The sequence below is a fragment of the Rhizobium sp. L43 genome (assembly GCF_002531725.1).
In the GTDB taxonomy this organism is placed as follows: Bacteria; Pseudomonadota; Alphaproteobacteria; order Rhizobiales; family Rhizobiaceae; genus Rhizobium.
On record NZ_NWSQ01000002.1, the window covers coordinates 259,524 to 280,101 of the forward strand.

Below are 20,578 nucleotides of genomic sequence, written 5' to 3' on the forward strand. Positions count from 1 at the left end.
GCAAGCACATCATGGCAACTGTTACACTCCGCAACGGCCGGCTGATCGGTGACTACCTCGCGCCTTATATCATCGCCGAGCTGAACACGAGCCACTTCGGCGACGTCACCACGGCAAGATCGATGATCGACCAGGCGAAAGAGGCCGGCTGCGATTGCGTGAAATTTCAGTCGTGGAGCACCGAGTCCCTTTATTCCGCCGGGTATTATCGGGAGAACGCGATCGCCAAGCGGATCGTCGACAAGTTCTCGCTTGCCGATACGAAGCTCGAAGAGCTTGCGGCCTATTGCCGGAAAGTCGGCATCGATTTCGCCTCGACGCCCTATTCCCGCAACGAGGCCGAGTTCCTGGTCAAGGTCTGCAAAGTTCCCTTCATCAAGATCGCCTCGATGGAGCTGAACAACCTGCCGTATCTTCGCTATCTTGGCGATCTCGGCGCGCCGCTCGTGCTCTCGACCGGCATGGGCACGCTGGAGGAGATCATCAGCGCCGTCGACGCCATCGAGCAGACCGGCAACCGGCAGATCATCATCCTGCATTGCACCTCCGTCTATCCGGCGCCGCCTGCAACCATCCGCCTTCAGAACATCGCCGGCCTGCGCAGCGAATTCCCGGCCTATCCGATCGGCTATTCCGACCACAGTATCGGCATCGAGATCCCCGCCGCATCGATCGCGCTCGGCGCCTGCGTCATCGAAAAGCACTTCACCCTCGACAGCTCGCGCATCGGCATGGACAATCAGATGGCGACCGAACCCGATGAGATGAAGGCGATGATTGCGGCCTGCCACAAGGTGCATGCGGCGCTTGGCGGCACGGGACGGATCCTCGACCCCTCCGAGCGGGACCAGATCCCAAAGATGCGCCGCAGCGTCATCTCGGCCCGCACCTTGAAGGCGGGCAGCAGCATCGAAGCGGACGATCTAGACGCGAAGCGGCCGGGAACGGGCATTGCGCCGACCGAGATCGATACCGTCATCGGCAAGCGGCTGAAAGTCGACATCGACGCCGACGAGATAATCCTGCCGGAACACTTCGAGTGACGGGGAACGCCGAGCCGATGAACCCGATACAGCAATATATCCACGACATCGTCCACGATAAGGCTTCGGCGATCATCGATCTCGTCGATGAGAACGGCGCGCCGATCGGAAAACTGGTTCCGTTGACCGTCAGGCATCTCGACGACGACGTCATCCTCGGCAAGCTGACCGATTGGCGCAACGCCAATATGAGTTTTTTCCTGACGCATTTTACCGCGACGATCGAGCGGACGCGAAGCTGGCTTGCCAATGTCGTCTTCAAGAACCCGACGCAGTTGATGTTCCTGATCTATGCGTCCGACCAGTTGATCGGCCATTTCGGCTTCAAGGACCTGACGGATGATGACGTGCTACTCGACAATGCCATGCGCGGCGAGCGCGGCGGACATCCGAAACTGCTTCAGGTCGCCGGCCGGGCGCTGATCGACTGGCTGTTCGAAAAGACCGATGTCGAGACGATCTACGGCTATGTGCTGACGACGAATGCCTCGGCGATCATGCTCAACCGGGCAATGGGCTTCGGCCTCTGGGAAAAATACCCCCTCAACAAATCGGTCAAGAACGGCGAAGCGCGTTGGGACATGGGGAAAAAGGGCGAAGGCAGCAATGATAATTCATACTGCTATCGCGTAGAGGTCGTGAGAAGCGGCGCCTGATACGGTGGGCGAAGGGACATGCCTCAATTTCCTCTTCTCCCCTCGGGGAGAAGGGATTTGGGGCAGCCATCGGCGCGCACCAGACCGCACTCTTGCAAAAATCCGCACACCGCTTCCGGCGCTGCAAGCCTCGCACAAGAACGAAATCGGATACCGGGACAAGGATGAACATACGGCCGTTCCGCCTGTCGAGAGCCCGGACGGCTCTGAGGGTGGTCGGGAAACTTGACTAGACACTCTGGAGTTCGCTTGGGATGAAAGTCGTAATTCTCGCCGGTGGCCTTGGCTCGCGCCTTGCCGAGGAAACCAGTATCCGCCCCAAGCCTCTGGTCGAAATCGGCGGCATGCCGATCCTCTGGCACATCATGAACATCTATGCCCATCACGGGCTCGATGATTTCATCATCTGCGCCGGCTACAAGGGCTATATGATCAAGGAATATTTCGTAAACCTTGTTCTCCACCATAGCGACATCACCGTCGACCTCGGCGCCAACAGCATCAACTATCACGGCGGCAAACGACCGAACTGGCGCGTGACCGTGGTCGATACCGGCATTCATTCGATGACCGGCGGCCGCATCGGCCGCGTTCGCGACCATCTGACACCCGGCGAACCCTTCTGCATGACCTATGGCGACGGCGTCGGCGATATCGACATTGCCGCCGAAGTCGCCTTCCATCGCAGCCATGGCCTGAAGGCGACGATGTGCGCGGTCACTCCGCCCGGCCGTTACGGCGCCACGAATATCGAGGGACAATACATCACCTCGTTCATCGAAAAGCCGAGGGGCGACGGCCAGCGCATCAATGGCGGCTTCTTCGTGCTCGACCCGTCGGTGGTCGATCTCATCCCGGGCGACGACACGATCTGGGAAGGTGGGCCGCTGGAGTGGCTCGCCGCCAACAACCAGCTCGCCGCCTTCAAGCATGACGGCTTCTGGCAGCCGATGGATACGCTTCGCGAGCGCAACCACCTGGAAGAACTCTGGAATTCCGGAAAGGCGCCGTGGAAACTATGGGCCTGACGGACTTCTGGAACGGGCGGCGGGTTTTCCTGACCGGACATACCGGCTTCAAGGGATCGTGGCTTTCCCTGTGGCTGGAGCGGCTCGGCGCTGAGGTTTCCGCGGTGTCGCTGGTGCCCGAGACCGAACCATCGCTCTACCGCAAGCTCGCTCCCTGGGACGATCGCGGCCATCACATCGTCGATATCCGCGACGCCGAGGCGCTTCTCAATCTCTCCAGGCGTTTCGAGCCGGAGATCGTCATCCATATGGCGGCGCAGGCGCTGGTGCGGCGCTCCTACGAGAACCCGGCCGAGACCTTTTCGACCAACGTCATGGGAACGGCAAATGTTCTCGACGCAGTCAGACAGACGCCCTCGGTCAAGACCGTGCTGGTCATCACCTCGGACAAGGTCTACGCCAACAACGGCAGCGGCATACCCTTCGTCGAGACCGATACGCTCGGCGGCAAAGATCCCTACAGCAATTCCAAGGCCTGCACCGAACTCGTGTGCCAGAGTTACCGTGACAGCTTCTTCAAACGCCGCGATCTCAAGCTCGCCACGGTCCGCGCCGGCAATGTCATCGGCGGCGGCGACTGGTCGAAGGACCGGCTGATCCCGGATTTCATCCGCGCCTTCGAAGGCGGAGAGCCGATCATGCTGCGCTATCCCGCGGCGATCCGCCCCTGGCAGCATGTGCTGGAGCCGCTTGGCGGTTATCTCAGCTTCGCAGAAGTGCTGACGCAGCAACGCGGCAGGGATCTGCCGGATGCGCTGAATTTCGGTCCGCATCCCGAAAGCTTCGCCACCGTTTCCGAACTCGCCGAGGCGCTCGGACGGGCGCATCGCGTCGAAGACGTGTGGCGGCTTGCGCCGGGCGAACATCTACCCGAAGCGCCGGCGCTGACGCTGAGCTCAGCCTTGGCGCTAGACACCATCGGCTGGCGCCCGCGCCTCAGCCTGCAACAGACCATCGACTGGACTGCCGCCTGGTACAAGGCCAACCGTGAGGGCGAAGACATGCGCGCCTTCTCGCTCGGCCAGATCGCGGCATATGAGGAAGCAGTATCATGACAGCGCACAATTGCCGGTTTTGCGATGCCCCGCTGAAGCATCGCTTCGTCGACCTCGGCTCGACGCCGCTCGCCAACGCATATCTGACGGAAGAGCAGCTCAAGCAGGCGGAGCCATCCTATCCGCTGCGCGCCTTCGTCTGCTCGCAGTGCTGGCTGGTGCAGGCCGATGCCTTCGTTCCGCCGGAAGACATCTTCAGCCACTATGCCTATTTCTCCTCCTACAGCGACAGCTGGGTGGAGCATGCCCGCCAGTTCACCATCATGGTGCGTCAGCGTTTCGGCCTCGACTCCACATCACAGGTGATCGAGGTGGCGAGCAATGACGGCTATCTGCTGAAGCATTTCGTCGAGGCGGGCGTGCCGGTGCTCGGCATAGAGCCGGCCGAAAACGTCGCCGAGGTCGCGCGCGGCATCGGCGTGCCGACAGAGGCGCGTTTCTTCGGCAAGGCGACGGCTGAGGATCTCGTTTCGCGCGGCCACGCAGCAGACATCGTCATCGGCAACAACGTGCTTGCCCACGTGCCCGATATTAACGACTTCGTCGGCGGGCTTTCGGCGGTGCTGAAGCCGGACGGAGTCGTCAGCGTTGAATTTCCGCATCTGCTGCGACTGATGGAAAGCATCCAGTTCGACACGGTCTATCACGAGCACTTCTACTATCTCTCGCTGCTCGCCGTCGAAAAGGTTTTCGCCGCTCACGGCTTGAAGGTGTTCGATGTCGAGGAACTGCCGACCCATGGCGGCAGCCTGCGTATCCTCGCCTGCCGCACGGCCTCGACCGCCCACGCCACCGGTGCGGGCCTTGCCAAGGTGCGGGCGGACGAAAAGGCGGCCAGCTTCGACAGGACTGACACCTACGAGGCCTTCCAGAGCCGCGTCGCGCCGATCAAGGACGGGTTGCTTTCCTTCCTCAACGAGGCCAAGCGGAACGGCAAGAGCGTCGCGGCCTATGGCGCCGCCGCCAAGGGCAATACGCTTTTGAACTTCTGCGGCGTCGGCACCGACCTCATCGACTATGTGGTTGATCGCAACCCGCACAAGCAAGGCCACTATCTGCCGGGCAGCAAACTGCCGATTTACGCGCCTGAGAAGATGGAAGAAACCAAGCCCGATTACGTGCTGATCCTGCCCTGGAATATCAAGAACGAAGTGGTATCAGGTAACAGGAAGGTTGGCAGCTGGGGCGGCCGCTTTGCCGTCGCCGTGCCTGAATTGACGGTGATCGGATGAGGTTTGCGCCGACCGCGGTTGCGGGAGCCTTCATCGTCGACGTCGAGGAACGCGCAGACGACCGCGGCATGTTTGCGCGAACCTTCTGCGCCGAAAGCTTCGCCGCGCATGGGCTCGCCTCGGTCTATCCGCAATGCAACGTCTCGCAGAACCACAAACGCGGGACTTTGCGCGGCATGCATTATCAGGCTGATCCGAAGCCGGAGGCAAAGCTCGTTCGTGCCGTGCGCGGGCGGGTATTCGACGTGGCGCTCGACCTGCGCCCGCCCTCCGACACGTATCTCAAGTGGGCCGCGGTCGAGCTCGACTGCGAAAGGCGAAACGCCTTCTACATTCCGGCAGGCTGCGCCCACGGCTTCCTCACCCTCGAGGACGATTGCGAACTCTTCTACCAGATGTCGGATGTCTATGTCGCCGAACTCGCACGGGGCGTTCGGCACGACGACCCGCTATTCGGCATCGCCTGGCCATTCGCGCCTGTCATCATCAGCGAGCGCGACGCCGCGCTCGAAAGCTATAGCCGGGGGACACACACTTGAGTGGCATCAAACTCAGCATCTGCATTCCGACCTATAATCGCGAACCTTTCCTGCGCCACTGCCTGACCTATTGCGAAAACGACTACAAGTTCGATTTCCCCTTCGAGATCGTCATCTGCGACAACGCGTCGACGGACGGCACGCAGCACGTGGTCGAGGAATTCATCGGCCGCGGCCTTCCGATCCGCTACTTCCGCCGTGATGAGAATGCCGGCGGCGGACCGAACTTCGCCAGCGCCTTTCGCCTCGGCAAGGGCGAATATCTGATCTATCTTGCTGACGACGACATACTGATCCCTGATGCGGTGGCCGAAACCGTTGCCTACCTCGACAGGAATCCCGATGTGACCGCCGCCCAGGCGCCATGGTTCCTCTACGACGAGATCGGCAAGACCGACCTCGGGCAGTTCTTCAATCTCGAACAGGATGTGAAGTTTCCGCAGGGCAGCTTCACCGAGGTCTTCAAGTTCATCTACGAACGCCACATCTTTCCGGAGATCGCGATCTACCGCGCCGACGCACTGCGCTCGGCCTGGGTCCCCCGGGAATTCTGCTTCTACCCTTTCTCGTTCCTCGCGCATTTTCTCGACCAGGGCGCCGTCAGCTTTCTCAAACGACCGTTCTACCGCTCGGTTTCCAACACGGTGATCGTCCGCGACCGGCCGCAGGCAGGCACTGACGAGGTGATGACGAGCTGGGACCGCTATCGCGCCGGACTGGAATATTTCCTTTATACCGGCGCCAAGCGCGGCGCGATTGCGCTGACCATGGAGACGCGCGCCAAGTATGAGGAGATGTGCAAGATCTTCACGCTCAATCGCATGGCCGTCGCCTTCCGCTTTTGGGCTTTGCGCAAGAACTTTCTCAAAGCATACGAGCTCTATATCAGGATCGTCTGGGGCGGCATTCTCGATCATCCCGAGATCCGGCCCTTCCGCGACCGCCTGCCACTGATGGTGGCGATCCAGACGCTCGTCGGCGAGGTAAACGGCGCCATCGGCGTCAAGACGCTGCTGCTCGCCGGCTTCACCGAGATTGCGGCGCTCGAGGGGCTAATGCGCGAACTCGGGCTGAAGCCGGGCGTGAAAGTGACGGCCGAAATCGGCGCCGATCCGATCGAGACCACGGCGGTCTTCGTTGCCGACGGCAGCGACCGCGAATATTTCGTCTCGCTCGGCTACCTGCCCGGCATCGTCCTGCATGAACACGACCTTGCCCGGCACATCATCATGTGAGCCCAAATCATGTGAGCCTCGGGCGAGTTTCTCGCGCTAGGTTTGACCGATCTCCATTTCACTCAGAAGAAGCAGCGGCATGAGCAACAGGATCTTCTACACCAAGCCATCCATCACCCAGCTCGAAACGGATTATGCGGCGGATGCCGCCGCCACCGGCTGGGGCGCGCGCTGCTACGATTATCTCAACCGCTTCGAGCGCGACTTCAAGACCTATCTCGGCAGCGGCTTTGCGATCGCCACCTCGAGCTGCACCGGCGCCATGCATATGGGGCTTGCAGCGCTCGGCGTCGGCGCCGGCGACGAAGTGATCCTTGCCGATACGAACTGGGTCGCAACCGTCTCGCCAATCGTCCATCTGGGTGCTACGCCCGTTTTCGTCGACGTGCTTGCCGATACGTGGTGCATCGACCCTCAAGAGGTCGAACGCCATATCACGCCGAAGACCAAGGCGATCATCGCCACGCATCTCTATGGCAATCTCTGCGACATGGATGCGCTGCTGGAGATCGGCAAGCGGACCGGAATTCCGGTGATCGAAGACGCCGCCGAAGCGGTCGGTTCCGTCTGGCACGGCTGTCGGGCCGGCTCGATGGGCGCCTTCGGCACCTTCTCCTTCCACGGCACCAAAACGCTGACGACAGGCGAAGGCGGCATGTTCGTCACCAATGACGCCGCCCTTTACGAAAAGGTGCTGACGCTCAGCAACCATGGCCGGGCCCGCGGCCAGACGAAGCAGTTCTGGCCGGATGCGATCGGCTTCAAATACAAGATGTCCAACATCCAGGCGGCGATCGGCTGCGCCCAGCTCGAGCGTATCGAAGAACTCGTCAACCGCAAGCGCGAAATCCTGACCTCTTATATGGTTCGGCTTTCGGCCCTGCCCGGCATCACCATGAACCCGGAATATACCGGCACGGTCAACGGTGCCTGGATGCCGACCGCCGTCTTCCATCCCTCGACCGGCATTGCCCGCGAGATGCTGCAGCAGGCGTTCGACGCCGCCAATACCGACGCACGCGTCTTCTTCTATCCGCTCTCCAGCCTCTCGATGTTCGAGGACCGGCCAGAGAACGTCAACGCCTGGAGCATTCCGGAGCGGGCGATCAACCTGCCGAGTTATCACGACATGAGCGAGGCCGATATCGACCGGGTGGCGGCGACGCTGATCAATCTTGCATCGACGCGGATCTACCACAACAGTAAGGCATTGCAGCAGTCGGCGTGAGCTTGGTCCCTCACCGCACCGGCTGATAATGGCCGCGCAGCGGCACCTTGTCATCCATCGAGATGAAGCCGTCGCGTTCGCAGACATACATCAGTGTCGGCATGCCGCCGGAGCGGAAGATCTCGTCGTAACGGCGGCGGATCTGGACGGTTTCCGTGCGGCAGTTGTACGATTCCTCCTCCTTCTTGTCCGGCTGCGCCTTGACGCCGGGAAGGCCCTTGTAGGGATAGAGGGGTTGAACGCCGGAATCGACGGATTTCGTCCAGTCGACGGCAAAAGCGGATGCCGGGGCGAGGCTCGAGACGGCGACGAGCGATATCAGAAGCATCATCAATAGCCGCATGGGAACTCTCCTGCCGGCAATAGGCCGCTCTTCCGATGTAGGAAAACCGACGACCATCATCAAGCGGCGGCAGCAGGAGACGTCCTGAAATAACTTCTGATGACGGGGTGGCCGAAGAGGCCGGCGAGGATCGCAAAACCCGCGCCGACGACGAAACCGGCAAGAAGACCGCCGATAATGCCGGCCACCAGCAGGATTTTCTTGCCCGGGCCATCGGCCTTGACAGGCGGCTCGGCCGGCGAGATGACGCGAATGTTGCTCTGGTTGAGGTTCTGCTCCTCGCTCGTCTGGCTGGAGCGCTTCAGAACCGTCTCGTAGATATCGCGCGCCGCCGTCGCCTTGCGCTGCAATTCGTTCAATTCCACCTGCTTGTCCGAGGTGCTCGCCTGCAGCGCCTTCTGCACGGCCAGCTCCTTGGCGATGCTGTCTTCGGCTGATTTGGCCTGCTCGTATTCGCCCCTTGCCGACGTGGCGAGACGCTGCAATTCGCCTCTGATTTCGCCCGATATGCTCTGCAGCGAGGAGCGGGCCGCCTGCAGGCGCGGATGACGCGTGCCCATCTGGCTTTCGAGGCTGCCGACGGCGGCAGCCTGGGTGGCATATTGCTGACGCAGGCTGACGAGCGGCGAGGTGACACCGCCTTCGGTCTGGTTGCCGGCGACGATGTCCTCGACGCGGAGATTGGCGACGGCATCGGCGCGTGCCTTTGCCTGGATGGTCTTTTCCTGCGCCGTCACCAGCAGCGTGTTCAGCGAGACGAGCCGCTGATCGGAGATCAAATTGCCCTCGGTCGCGGCCATGTCGTTGTCGGCGCGGAAGGTTTCGACGGCCTGCTCGGCCTCCAGTACCTTCCGGCGCAGATCGTCGAGGCGTCCGTCGAGTGTCGAGGAGGTATTTTCGTAGATGCCGTTCGAGGCGCTGTTTTCCTCCTCGGTGAAGGAGGTGACGACCTGGTTGGCAAGCCTTGCGGATTTTTCCGGATCATTCGTCGTCGCGGCAAGCGAGACGACATAGGTGCTGGCCTCGCGGGTGATGACAAGCGCCTTCTGCAGGGTACCGATCACGGCGGCGCCATCGGTGCGACCGCCGGTGAATTCGGGATCCTGGTCAAGCTTCATGGCCTGGACGACGCGGCGCAGCACATTGCCCGAGGTCAGGATCTGCACCTGGCTGTCGATCAGCGTCGAGATCATTTCCGGCGAGGGTCCCGAAGACTGGGCACCCGCATCGGCAAGGCCGATCTGGCGCGGATCGAAATAGAGGCTGCTGACGGCGGTGAATTTCTGTCCGATGGACGGCGCCACCGCCCCGCCGGCAACGGCGCCGAGAAGCGCCAGACCCAGCACGGTCAGCCGTCGGCTCCAGATCGCGGCGACGCTGGAGCGGAGGTCGAGAAGCGGTGCGGCGGGCGCGGGCGTTGCGTTCGACGGCGCGTCCGCGACGGGCTGTTTCAGAGGTGGAGGCGCCGGACGCTCGGATTGCCGGGTTTGCGCAACTCCTGCCGGCGGCGGCACAAAGGCAGGAGGGACGGGTTCAGGCATCGGTGGGACGAAATCGTCCGGACGGACGACAGGACTGCGCATGCGCACGCCTTCCGGCGCAGTCTGAGACGGCTCAAAACTGCGCCAGCCGGGAAGCCGGCTTACCCTGTTCCTGTCATACTGGTTCATACGCCCACTCGTGTCCCGCCCAGCGTGAAAGACTGAAGCCGAGGTGCCGAGACTTTAGAAATTCTTAGCTAACGGACCGTTAAAATAATCCGCAGCGACGCCAATGTTGCGATTTGGCGCGATTGCGAGGGGTAGCGATGAGGGCGAGACGACATCTGACAGCGCTGCTGCTTGCCGCCGCTCTCTTCCCCTCGCCGGCTCTTGCGACTGAGGCGCCCTGTTACCGCGGCGTCAATCTTTCCGGCGGCGAATATGGCGAGCGCGACGGCACCTACGGCACCAACTATACCTATCCCAGCGAAGAGACGATCCGCTATTTCGCCGAAAAGGGCCTGACGATCATCCGGTTGCCGTTCCGCTGGGAGCGGCTGCAGCCGGCGCTCGGCGGGCGGCTCGACGAGGACGAACTCAAGCGGGTCAAGGATACCGTCGACCTGATCCGAAAGCACGGCATGGCCGTGCTGCTCGACCCGCATAATTTCGGCTATTACGACAAGGTGCAGGTCGGCACGGCGCCGGCGACGAATGCCGCCTTCGGTGATTTCTGGGCAAGGCTCGCGGTCGAATTCGCCAATCAGGACGGCGTTCTCTTCGGCCTGATGAACGAGCCTTACGACATCAAGGCGACGGACTGGCTCACCGCCGCCAATGCGGCGATCCGCAGCATCCGCGCCGTCGGCGCTCGCAATCTCATTCTGGTGCCGGGTACGTCGTGGAGCGGCGCTCACAGCTGGGAGAAGGACGTGATCGGCGGCGCCAACGGCACGGTCATGCTCGGCGTGCGCGATCCGCTCGATTTCTACGCCTATGAGGTCCACCAGTATCTCGACATCGATTCCTCCGGAACCCACCCGACCTGCGAAGGTGCTGATGCCGCGGTCGAAGCGATCGCCGGCGTCACCGCCTGGCTGACGCGCAACCACAAGCGCGGCTTTCTCGGCGAATTCGGCGCCTCCGCCGACAAGGCTTGCATGAGCGGGCTGACCGAGATCTACGCGACCATGTCCGGGAACAGCGACGCCTGGCTCGGCTGGTCTTATTGGGCGGCGGGCGAATGGTGGCCGGCGGACGAGCCGTTCAACGTCCAGCCGCGCAAAGGCCCTGAGCGGCCGCAGATGCGGCTTCTGGCCGAGGCGGCAAAGGCCGATGCCGGCACGTGTTCCGCCGTCAAGCCGGTGGGGAAATGAGAATGGCGGTCAGCGACCACAAAGCTGCGACCTTTACTGTGGCCGGCAACCGGCTCGATGCCACAGGCGCGGCGTCGCGCGTCGATTACCCGGTGCTCTGGCTCGGCCTGCTTTCGGTGCTCTATAACGGCATTCTTGCCTTCATCAACCACAACATCATGCCGCTGTCGATGACGCATGTCGCCGCCAGCGAAGGCCTGATCATGGCGAGCGCCATCCTCTACATCCTGCACAAGGGGATCTACGAGACCGACCTGCCGGCCTTCCTGTTCCTGCTGTTCACGCTCGTCGTGACCATCTATGTCAGCGTGCTGAACCGCATGCTGTTCATCGACCATTTCCGCAACATCCTGATCATCTTCTGCTTCACCGGCCTCGGCGGCTGGAGCAACGAGAAAACCATGAAGCTCGCCTTTCGCTGGGCAAGCCTTGTCGTCATGATCTTCCTGATCTTCGAGATCGTCAGCGTGCCGTTCTATGTCAGCATCGTCCATCCGTCCGATTATTTCGCCAATACGCGCGGGCTGCTGCCGCTGAGCTACAACACGACGGGCCTGTTCCAGAATGCGCTCGGCTTTCCCGAGCGCTTCTCCTTCGGCATCATCGACCATCGTTCCTCCTCGATCTTCCTCGAACAGGTGTCGCTTGCCAATTTCTGCGGCGTGATCGCGGTCTATCTGATCTCGATGTGGGAAAGGCTCGGCCGCTGGGACCGGCTGCTGATGATCGGCACGGCCGTGCTGATCCTGGTGACCAACGACACCCGCACGATGCTGATCTTCTGTTTTGCCTGCATCGTCGGTTATTTCGTTTTTCCGAAGATCCCGAGGAATTTCAATCTGGCGCTGATGCCGCTGATCGTCGCTGCGGGTTTTCTCGTCTACACCTTGAAACCCAATGCGACGGGCGACAACTTCACCGGCCGCATCAACCTGACGATGAAGAAGATCATGGAACTCGATCCGCTCGCCATCCTCGGGCTCTCGGTCGACCGGGTCGCGGAATTTGCCGATAGCGGCTATGTCTACCTGATCTACGCGGCAACGATCTTCGGCGTCATCGCACTGTGGCTGTTCGTCTGCCTCTTTCCCGCCGGGCGCACGGCGGCGCAGCGGCGCTGCGCTCATTCACTTTCTCTTTTCATTTTTCTGAATATGATGATCGGGGGAACCGCCGTTTTCTCGATGAAGATCGCCGGTCTCCTTTGGTTCGTCGTCGGATATATGCGCTTCCACGACAGCCCGCGCATCCGGCAGGGTGGTCCGGCAGATGTAGAGAGTTGACCGCAGCGGCATGGTTGAGACCGAGGAGCAAGACACCGGATGCTGGTCCAGCTTCAATATCTGCGCGCCGTCGCGGCGCTGATGGTCGTCTATTTCCACGCGATATTGCAGCTTGCCAAGGTCAATCCGGCGGTCGACGCCACCGCCTTCGTCTATGGTGAAACCGGCGTCGACATCTTCTTCGTGCTCAGCGGTTTCGTGATGTGGCTGACGACGAGCGGACGGGCGATGAGCCCGGTCGATTTCGCCCGCCGGCGCATCAGGAGGATCGTGCCGCTCTATTGGCTGGCAACGCTGTTTTCGGCCATTGTGGCGCTGGTGGCCCCGTCACTGCTGAAATCGACGGTGTTCGACCTGCCGCATCTCATCGCCTCGCTGTTCTTCCTGCCATGGGCCAATCCCGCCGATCCCGGCACGATCACGCCGGTGGTCGTTCCGGGCTGGACGCTGAATTACGAGATGTTCTTCTACTTCGTGTTCGCGCTGCTGCTGCCGCTTTCGGAAGTCCGCCGCATCCCGGCGATGTTTGCCGTCTTCGCCGTCATCCTGATCGCCTGCCGGCTGCTGCCGGAAACGACGGCCAGCCGGTTCTACGGCGAACCGATCATATTGGAGTTTCTCGCCGGCGTCGTGCTTGGCTGGCTCTACGGGCAGAAGCTGCTGCTGCCGAGCCGCTGGGCCTGGGCGGCGCTCGCCCTGGGTTTTGCGTTTCTTTTCATCAACGAGGCGCTGATGCGGCCGGAAAGCCGGTTCTACGCCTGGGGGATCCCGGCGATCTTCATCGTCTACGGCGCTGTTTCCATCGATTTTTCCAGGCTGCCGGTGGTGGGATGGCTGAACTATCTCGGCGACTGCTCCTACAGCATCTATATCACCCACGCCTTCACGCTGGCTTTCCTCAGGGTCGTCGCCGACCGCCTGCCGATCGGCATGCTGCAGCAGCCGGTGCTCTTCGTGATTCTGTCGCTGGTGCTCTCGTCGATCGGCGGCGCCACTATCCATGAGATCACCACGCCCCGCCGGAAAACGGCCGTGGCGAGCCGCCCGCCGGCCTAAGTTCGGCACAGAAGGCGAGAATACGCATCCAAGCGGCGCTGACGGTACAGTTTTTTGCGCAACTTCTCCTAAGCTTCAGACTTGGCAATGACAGAACTTGCAGAAACGTGATGGTTTCTCTTGCAATTTGTCGCATGAATGAAAGCGCGCCGGCCTATTCGCGGCCCGGGCTTTGATCTAAGCACGGCGGCGGCCTTGCAGAGGGAAGAGGGAGAGACATGAAAAGCTATGTATTGACGGTATCCTGCAAATCGACGCGCGGCATCGTGGCGGCGATTTCGAGCTATCTGGCCGAGAAGGGCTGCAACATCATCGACTCCAGCCAGTTCGACGATCTCGATACCGGCAAGTTCTTCATGCGCGTCAGCTTCATTTCCGAAGAGGGTCTTTCCGGCACCGAGATCGGCGCCGATTTCGTCCCCGTCGCCGCACCCTTCGAAATGGAGTACGAATTCCACGACAGCGAGAAGCGCATGAAGGTGCTGCTGATGGTGTCGCGCTTCGGCCATTGTCTCAACGACCTGCTCTACCGCTGGAAGATCGGCGCCCTGCCGATCGACATCGTCGGCGTCGTCTCCAACCATTTCGATTATCAGAAGGTCGTGGTCAATCACGACATCCCCTTCCACCATATCCCGGTCACCAAGGCCAACAAGGTCCAGGCCGAGGCCCGGATCATGGAGGTGGCCGAGCAGACCGGCACCGAACTGATCGTGCTCGCCCGCTACATGCAGATCCTGTCGGACGAGATGTGCAGCAAGATGTCGGGCAAGATCATCAACATCCACCATTCCTTCCTGCCGAGCTTCAAGGGCGCCAACCCTTACAAGCAGGCCTATGGCCGCGGTGTCAAACTGATCGGCGCGACGGCGCATTACGTCACCGCCGATCTCGACGAAGGTCCGATCATCGAGCAGGACACGGCGCGCATCACCCATGCGCAGTCGCCCGACGACTACGTCTCGATCGGCCGCGATGTCGAAAGCCAGGTGCTGGCCCGCGCCATCCACGCCCATATCCACCACCGCACCTTCATCAACGGCAACCGCACCGTCGTCTTCCCGGCCAGCCCCGGCAGCTACGCCTCCGAACGCATGGGTTGAGCGCCGGCAAGCCCCACATCTCTTTTGCTGGCAAACGACAATCTCCCGTTGCCTGCCAGCGGCAAGTATTTGATTATCGTGTGAGGTAATCGAATCATGCTGCGGGAGGGGTGCCATGACCGACGAGGTGCTTGTTGATCGCATGGCGCTGCCGCGTCCCGACGTCACCGTCGTGGACGCGGAAGAGATCCTGCTTGCTCATTACAGCCTCTCCGGCACTCTTGTCGAACTCGGCAGCCAGCAGGACCGAAACTATCGCGTCGATAGTAATAGGGGCCGCTATGTCCTGAAGATCTGCCATGCTGCCTACGAGACCCGCGAACTCGAAGCGCAGAATGCGGCGATCCATCACCTCAAAAGCAAGCCGGATGCGCCACGCGTTCCCAATGTGATCGCCACGAATGACGGGCGCGAGATCGTCGTCCTGACCGTGCGCGGGCAAGGCTACCAGGTCCGACTGCTGGAATATCTGGAAGGCCAGGGGCTGACGGAACTGAGATATGTGGCGCCGGCTTCGGTCGCCGCACTCGGCGCGCTCTGCGCAAGGCTGGCGCAGGCGCTTGCCGATTTCAACCATCCGGGCCTCGACCGCAGCCTGCAATGGGATCTCAGGCGCGCCGGGCCGGTCGCGGTGCAGCTGCTTTCCGCCATCACCGACAGCGCCGCGCGCGACCGGATCGCCAAGACCATGGTGATGGCCGTTCGCCGCATTCAGCCCTTGGCGCCGTCGCTTCGGCTACAGGCGGTGCATCACGACGTCACCGGCGACAATGTCGTCGGCCGCCGCAATGCCCATGGCCACACCATCCCCGACGGGGTGATCGATTTCGGCGACATCATCCGCGGCTGGCTGATCGGCGACCTCGCCGTCACCTGTGCTTCGCTGCTGCATCAGGCAGAGGGCGACCCTTTTCATATCCTGCCGGCCGTTACCGCCTATCAGGCGATCTATCCGCTGACCGACGAGGAGCTGAAGGCGCTCTGGCCATTGGTCGTCGCCCGCGCGGTCATTCTTGTTGCCAGCGGCGAGCAGCAGATTTCGGTCGATCCGGATAATGACTATGTCCGCGGCAATCTCGACCGCGAATGGGCGATCTTCGATACGGCGATGTCCGTGCCCTTCGAGCTCATGGAAGCCGCGATCCTCAAGGCAGCCGGCGCCGATGTTGCCGTCCCGGAAGCATCGGCATGGCTGCCGTTGCTGCCTGACATCGACCCCGCCGGGATCGCCTATGTCGATCTTGGGGTGCGGAGCCCGCATTTTTCCGCCGGCAACTGGCTGAATGCCGACATGGACTGGCGGCTGCTTGCCCGGGCGGCAACCGAAAACGGCACGGCAGCGACGCGCTACGGCGAATACCGGCTTTCCCGCGCGAGCCTGGGAAACGCGAAGGAACTGGCGACCTGCGCCCTGCATATCGATATCTGCCTTGCCGCAGGCAGCGCAGTCGCCGCACCCTTTGCCGGCCGGATCGGCTGGAAGGACCAGCATCTGACGCTCGCCGGCGACAGCGTGACCCTGCACCTCGACGGGCTCGACCTCTCGGTCGAGGATGAAGCCGAGATTGCCGCCGGCGACCCGCTCGGCACTGTTGTCGGAGAGGCTTCGTCACTCGGCGGTCTGCGCGTCCAGCTTTGCAGCGTCGCCGGGCTCGAGCCGCCGCTCTTTGCCACACCCCGCGAGGCAGCGGCCTGGTCGGTGCTTTGCCCTTCTCCCTCGCTGCTTCTCGGCCCGGAAGCGGATGCGCCGCGGGCCGATAGCACCGAGCTGCTCGCCAGGCGACAGACGCATCTCGCCGGAGCGCAGAAGAACTATTACGGAGCGCCGCCGCAGATCGAGCGCGGCTGGCGGGAGCATTTGTTCGACGTCGAGGGCCGCGCCTATCTCGATATGGTCAACAACGTCTCCATTCTCGGCCATGGCCATCCCAAGCTCGCAGCGGCGATCGGCGCCCAATGGCTGCGGCTCAACACCAATTCACGCTTCCACTATGCCGCGATCACGGAATTTTCCGAACGCCTCGCCGCACTGGCCCCGGATGGGCTCGACACGGTCTTCCTGGTCAACAGCGGATCGGAGGCAAACGATCTGGCGCTTCGGCTGGCGCAGGCCCGTAGCGGCGCGCGCAATATGCTCTGCCTGCTCGAAGCCTATCATGGCTGGTCGGCGGCAAGCGATGCCGTCTCCACCTCGATCGCCGACAATCCGCATGCGCTGACAACCCGGCCGGACTGGGTGCATACCGTCGTGTCGCCGAACACCTACCGCGGCGACTTCCGTGGTCCCGATACGGCAGCGGATTATCTCGGCATGGCGACGCCGGTGCTGGAGGCGATCGACGCCAGCGGCGACGGCCTTGCGGGCTTCATCTGCGAATCCGTCTACGGCAATGCCGGCGGCATTCCGCTGCCGGACGGCTATCTCAGGGAAATCTACGCGCAGGTGCGCGACCGCGGCGGCCTCTGCATCGCCGATGAGGTACAGGTCGGCTATTCCAGGCTCGGACATTATTTCTGGGGCTTCGAACAGCAAGGGGTCGTGCCCGATATCATCACCATCGCCAAGGGCATGGGCAACGGCCATCCGCTCGGCGCCGTCATCACCACGCGGGAGATCGCCCAGTCGCTGGAGAAGCAGGGCTCGTTCTTTTCCTCCACCGGCGGCAGCCCGGTCAGTTGCATCGCCGGCATGACGGTACTCGACATCATCGCCGAGGAAAAGCTGCAGGAAAATGCCCGGACGGTCGGCGATCATCTGAAGGCGCGGCTTGCGGCGCTGATCGACCGCCATCCGATCGCCGGCGCCGTGCACGGCATGGGGCTCTATCTCGGCCTCGAATTCGTCCGCGACAGAACGACGCTGGAACCGGCGACGGCGGAGACGGCTGCGATCTGCGACCGGCTTCTCGAACTCGGCGTGATCATGCAGCCGACCGGCGATCACCAAAACGTGCTGAAGATCAAACCGCCGCTCTGCCTCAGCATCGAAAGCGCCGATTTCTTCGCCGACATGCTGGAAAAGGTGCTTGATGAAGGCTGGTGACACAGGGCCTTCCTGAATTAACCAAATCGGTCATTTCGAGGCGTTTCGACTTTTAATGAAACCGGCCATTGCCTGAGACGGCGAGGCTTCCTATGTCTGCCGCGGTGATCGATGAAACTTTGATTCTGTCATGCGAATTTTACGAAGAGCTGATATGTTTCTTTCTGTAAGGTCGGGCTACGGCGGAATGAATTTTTTCGGATCGTCGATATTTTGACACGTTTCGGAATATGTTTCTGACAGGCTATCGGGTAATCTCTACCAAGTTAGTAGATTACCAAAGGCAGCCATCACCGGCCCCGGGCTCTTCCGGGACCATTCAAGCGCAACGCCAACGCAAGGAACGAGACATGATAGACTTCGATATTCTCGCCGATCTGCTTGGGCGACCTGTGCTTGGCAATGACCGTCCGGGCGCCCTCTCCCGCCCGAACTGTCGAATGTGACGTTCGTCCTCCTTTCAACGGTACCAGACAAGTCAATTCGCCATGGCTGCGCATGTCGCGCGGCAGGAGTTCTATTTATGAAGAAGCAAGTTATCGAATATGCAGGCGTTCCCGTCGGGATCGTCATTCCCGACGAAGACCGGCTGAAATTCATCGCCGTGAAATTCCATGTCCACGACCTCGACGAGCAGCGTTTCCGCTCGCCGGATGAGGTGCGGCTGGCCATCCACGACCTGATGACCCGCCGTCATCCGAAGCCGCTTCATGCCTGACGGCATGCGGCCGCGATCGGCATTCACGGCTTTCACCGATGTCCGACCGGTCCCGCCAAATGGGGCCGGTCTTGTTTTTTGAGGGCAATTGCAGTCCTATCGGCGGCCTTTCCGTATAAGGACGCGCCCTTGCCCGATCTTCTCAACCTCATCACCGATATTGAAGGTGTTTCCGTCGGCCATGCGGCCGACCTCGCGCTCGGTTCCGGCGTCACCGTCATCGTCTTCGACGAACCGGCCGTCGCCTCCGGCACGGTGCTCGGCGGGGCGCCGGGCGGGCGCGACACCGGCCTGCTCGACCCGTCGATGACCGTCAGCACCGTGGATGCCTTCGTGCTGTCCGGCGGCTCTGCCTTCGGACTCGATGCCGCCGGCGGTGTGCAGGCGGGCCTGCGCGAACTCGGCCGCGGCTTTGCCGTCGGGCCGGTGCGCATACCGATCGTGCCACAGGCGATCCTGATGGACCTGCTGAATGGCGGCGACAAGGATTGGGGCCTGCATTCGCCCTATCGTGACATGGGTTATCAAGCATTGAAAGCGGCCGCCAAGGGCGCATTCGCGCTCGGCACCATAGGCGCCGGCACCGGGGCGACGACAGCCACCTTCAAGGGCGGGCTAGGCTCGGCCAGTGCCGTCAGCAGCGCCGGGCATCGCGTCGCGGCTGTTGTCGCGGTCAATGCGCTGGGCTCGGCAACGATCGGCGACGGGCCGCATTTCTGGGCGGCACCTTTCGAGCAAGAGGGCGAATTCGGCGGGCTCGGCATGCCTGGTGTGGCCGACCACCGGATGCGGCTCAAGGGCATGAATACGCCTGCGACGACGATCGGCGCCGTCGTCACCGACGCGCAGTTGACCAAGGCCGAGGCGCACCGGCTTTCGCTGGCCGGCCATGACGGCTTTGCCCGGGCGCTGCTGCCGGCGCATCTGCCGCTCGACGGCGATACCGTCTTTGCCGCATCGACGGCGAAGCATCGAAGAGACGACATGGCGAGCCTGATGGAGCTTTGCCACCTCGCCACCATCGTCATGGCGCGGGCAATCGCCCGTGGCGTCCACGCGGCAACCGCTTTGCCGGTCGAGGGCGCGCAAATGGCCTGGCGCGACCGCTACCCGAACGCCGATTGATTGGATAGGGTCAAAACCCGGACAGATCGAATATGCCGAATGGCGGAGAGACGTAAATGCAGATCCGGGCGCTGATGTATTTCGACGAGCTGGTCAGGACCAATTCCATGCGCCAGGCGGCCGAGAACCTCAATGTCGCGCCGACGGCGATCAGCCGGCAGATCGAGAACCTCGAATATCATTTCGGGGCGCCGCTGGTCGAACGCAGCGCCCGCGGCGTCAAGCTGACGGCGGCCGGCGAGCTGCTCGCTGCCCGCGCCGGCCGGACGCTGCGCGAGCTCGATCACGTACAGCAGCTGATCGAAGACCTGAAGGGCCTGCAGCGCGGCCGTGTCAGCATCTATGCCAACGGCGCCACCGTCGCCAATCTCTTGGCGCCGGCGCTTGCCGAATTCAGCCTGAAATATCCGCAGCTGCGTTTCACCGTGACGATCACCAGCGCGCGGCAGGCGGTCGATGCCGTCAACAGCGCCGAGGCGGATATTGCGGTAACGCTGTTTGCGCCGGTCATATCAGGCACCAAGGTGCGGCTGCGCTCAGAGATCGCCTATGATCTCATCGTCACGCCGCAGCATCCGGCGGCCGCCCTTGCCGAGATCCCCATCCGGAAACTCGCCGACTACCCATTGGCACTGCCGGATCAATCCTTCGGTTTCCGTCAGGCCTTCGACGCGCTGTTCGAGAAAGAGGGGCTGAGCCTCGATCCGGTCTTCGTCACCAGTTCGCTCGAAATGCTGAAGGAACTCGTGCTCAGCGGCGCTGCGGCGACGCTGCTGCCGGCGCTGACAGTCCGCCGCGAGATCGAAGCGGGGCAGCTCCTTGCCATTCCGCTTGCCGGCAAGACCGGCATCCGCACCCACGTCGATCTCTGCGTCGCCCCCGACCGGCAGCTGTCCTTCGCCGCGACGAAACTGCTCGACTTCATCGAGAGGTTCATGCGCGAGCGCGCGCACCGCCGGGGCGAGACGAAAGACTGATGCCTCCGGCTTGCATTGCCCGCGAATTTGAGGTGTAGCTTTTTCGGCTACACTGGG

The 20,578-nt window shown here is 62.1% G+C and carries 18 protein-coding genes; 16 read left to right on the forward strand and 2 right to left on the reverse strand.

Annotated features, from left to right (window positions below):
* Window positions 1-11: 11 nt before the first annotated feature.
* The 8 genes from CO667_RS03850 to CO667_RS03885 all read left to right on the forward strand — a co-directional run bounded on the left by CO667_RS03850 (window position 12) and on the right by CO667_RS03885 (window position 8,016).
* Window positions 12-1,043 (forward strand): N-acetylneuraminate synthase family protein, encoded by a 1,032-nt coding sequence (locus CO667_RS03850; protein ID WP_097617138.1) that lies wholly within the window; start codon window positions 12-14, stop codon window positions 1,041-1,043.
* Entirely contained in the window at window positions 1,040-1,699 is a 660-nt protein-coding gene (locus CO667_RS03855; protein WP_097617139.1) for a GNAT family N-acetyltransferase, read from the forward strand. The genes CO667_RS03850 and CO667_RS03855 overlap by 4 nt, the downstream gene beginning before the upstream one ends.
* 254 nt (window positions 1,700-1,953) lie before the next feature.
* A complete protein-coding gene (gene rfbF / locus CO667_RS03860; protein WP_097617140.1) occupies window positions 1,954-2,727 on the forward strand; it encodes a glucose-1-phosphate cytidylyltransferase in 774 nt (257 codons plus the stop codon).
* Entirely contained in the window at window positions 2,718-3,782 is a 1,065-nt protein-coding gene (rfbG, locus tag CO667_RS03865) for a CDP-glucose 4,6-dehydratase (RefSeq protein WP_097617141.1), read from the forward strand. Before rfbF ends, rfbG begins: the two co-directional genes overlap by 10 nt.
* The gene (locus CO667_RS03870) at window positions 3,779-5,014 is read left to right on the forward strand and encodes a class I SAM-dependent methyltransferase (protein WP_097617142.1); all 1,236 of its coding nucleotides are present in this window, start codon (window positions 3,779-3,781) and stop codon (window positions 5,012-5,014) included. Before rfbG ends, CO667_RS03870 begins: the two co-directional genes overlap by 4 nt.
* Window positions 5,011-5,553 (forward strand): dTDP-4-dehydrorhamnose 3,5-epimerase, encoded by a 543-nt coding sequence (gene rfbC, locus CO667_RS03875; protein ID WP_097617143.1) that lies wholly within the window; start codon window positions 5,011-5,013, stop codon window positions 5,551-5,553. The genes CO667_RS03870 and rfbC overlap by 4 nt, the downstream gene beginning before the upstream one ends.
* Complete coding sequence (locus CO667_RS03880; protein WP_097617144.1) at window positions 5,550-6,788, forward strand: glycosyltransferase family 2 protein; 1,239 nt, start codon at window positions 5,550-5,552, stop codon at window positions 6,786-6,788. Before rfbC ends, CO667_RS03880 begins: the two co-directional genes overlap by 4 nt.
* Window positions 6,789-6,867: 79 nt before the next feature.
* Window positions 6,868-8,016 (forward strand): DegT/DnrJ/EryC1/StrS family aminotransferase, encoded by a 1,149-nt coding sequence (locus CO667_RS03885; protein WP_097617145.1) that lies wholly within the window; start codon window positions 6,868-6,870, stop codon window positions 8,014-8,016.
* Between the two features lie 10 nt (window positions 8,017-8,026).
* Here the strand turns inward: CO667_RS03885 and CO667_RS03890 are convergent, their stop codons facing one another.
* A complete protein-coding gene (locus tag CO667_RS03890; RefSeq protein WP_097617146.1) occupies window positions 8,027-8,359 on the reverse strand; it encodes a hypothetical protein in 333 nt (110 codons plus the stop codon).
* 59 nt (window positions 8,360-8,418) lie between these two features.
* Window positions 8,419-10,029, reverse strand: coding sequence for a GumC family protein (locus tag CO667_RS03895; RefSeq protein WP_097617147.1), 1,611 nt, complete (start codon window positions 10,027-10,029; stop codon window positions 8,419-8,421).
* Between the two features lie 137 nt (window positions 10,030-10,166).
* On the opposite strand from CO667_RS03895, the gene CO667_RS03900 reads away from it, so the two are divergent.
* From CO667_RS03900 to CO667_RS03935, 8 genes are all read left to right on the forward strand, one after another.
* Window positions 10,167-11,216, forward strand: coding sequence for a glycoside hydrolase family 5 protein (locus CO667_RS03900; protein ID WP_097617148.1), 1,050 nt, complete (start codon window positions 10,167-10,169; stop codon window positions 11,214-11,216).
* 2 nt (window positions 11,217-11,218) lie between these two features.
* Window positions 11,219-12,499 (forward strand): hypothetical protein, encoded by a 1,281-nt coding sequence (locus CO667_RS03905; protein WP_097617149.1) that lies wholly within the window; start codon window positions 11,219-11,221, stop codon window positions 12,497-12,499.
* 39 nt (window positions 12,500-12,538) lie between these two features.
* A complete protein-coding gene (locus CO667_RS03910; protein ID WP_097617150.1) occupies window positions 12,539-13,555 on the forward strand; it encodes an acyltransferase in 1,017 nt (338 codons plus the stop codon).
* Between the two features lie 218 nt (window positions 13,556-13,773).
* Window positions 13,774-14,658: a formyltetrahydrofolate deformylase gene (gene purU / locus CO667_RS03915; RefSeq protein WP_097617151.1), complete on the forward strand. Its 885-nt coding sequence runs from the start codon at window positions 13,774-13,776 to the stop codon at window positions 14,656-14,658.
* A 115-nt stretch (window positions 14,659-14,773) separates the two neighbouring features.
* Entirely contained in the window at window positions 14,774-17,701 is a 2,928-nt protein-coding gene (locus CO667_RS03920) for an aminotransferase (RefSeq protein ID WP_097617152.1), read from the forward strand.
* A gap of 523 nt (window positions 17,702-18,224) precedes the next feature.
* Window positions 18,225-18,419, forward strand: coding sequence for a hypothetical protein (locus CO667_RS03925; protein WP_008525170.1), 195 nt, complete (start codon window positions 18,225-18,227; stop codon window positions 18,417-18,419).
* 129 nt (window positions 18,420-18,548) lie between these two features.
* On the forward strand, window positions 18,549-19,544 hold the full coding sequence (locus CO667_RS03930; protein WP_097617153.1) for a P1 family peptidase: 996 nt from the start codon (window positions 18,549-18,551) through the stop codon (window positions 19,542-19,544).
* Between the two features lie 56 nt (window positions 19,545-19,600).
* On the forward strand, window positions 19,601-20,521 hold the full coding sequence (locus CO667_RS03935) for a LysR family transcriptional regulator (RefSeq protein WP_097617154.1): 921 nt from the start codon (window positions 19,601-19,603) through the stop codon (window positions 20,519-20,521).
* Window positions 20,522-20,578: the final 57 nt, after the last annotated feature.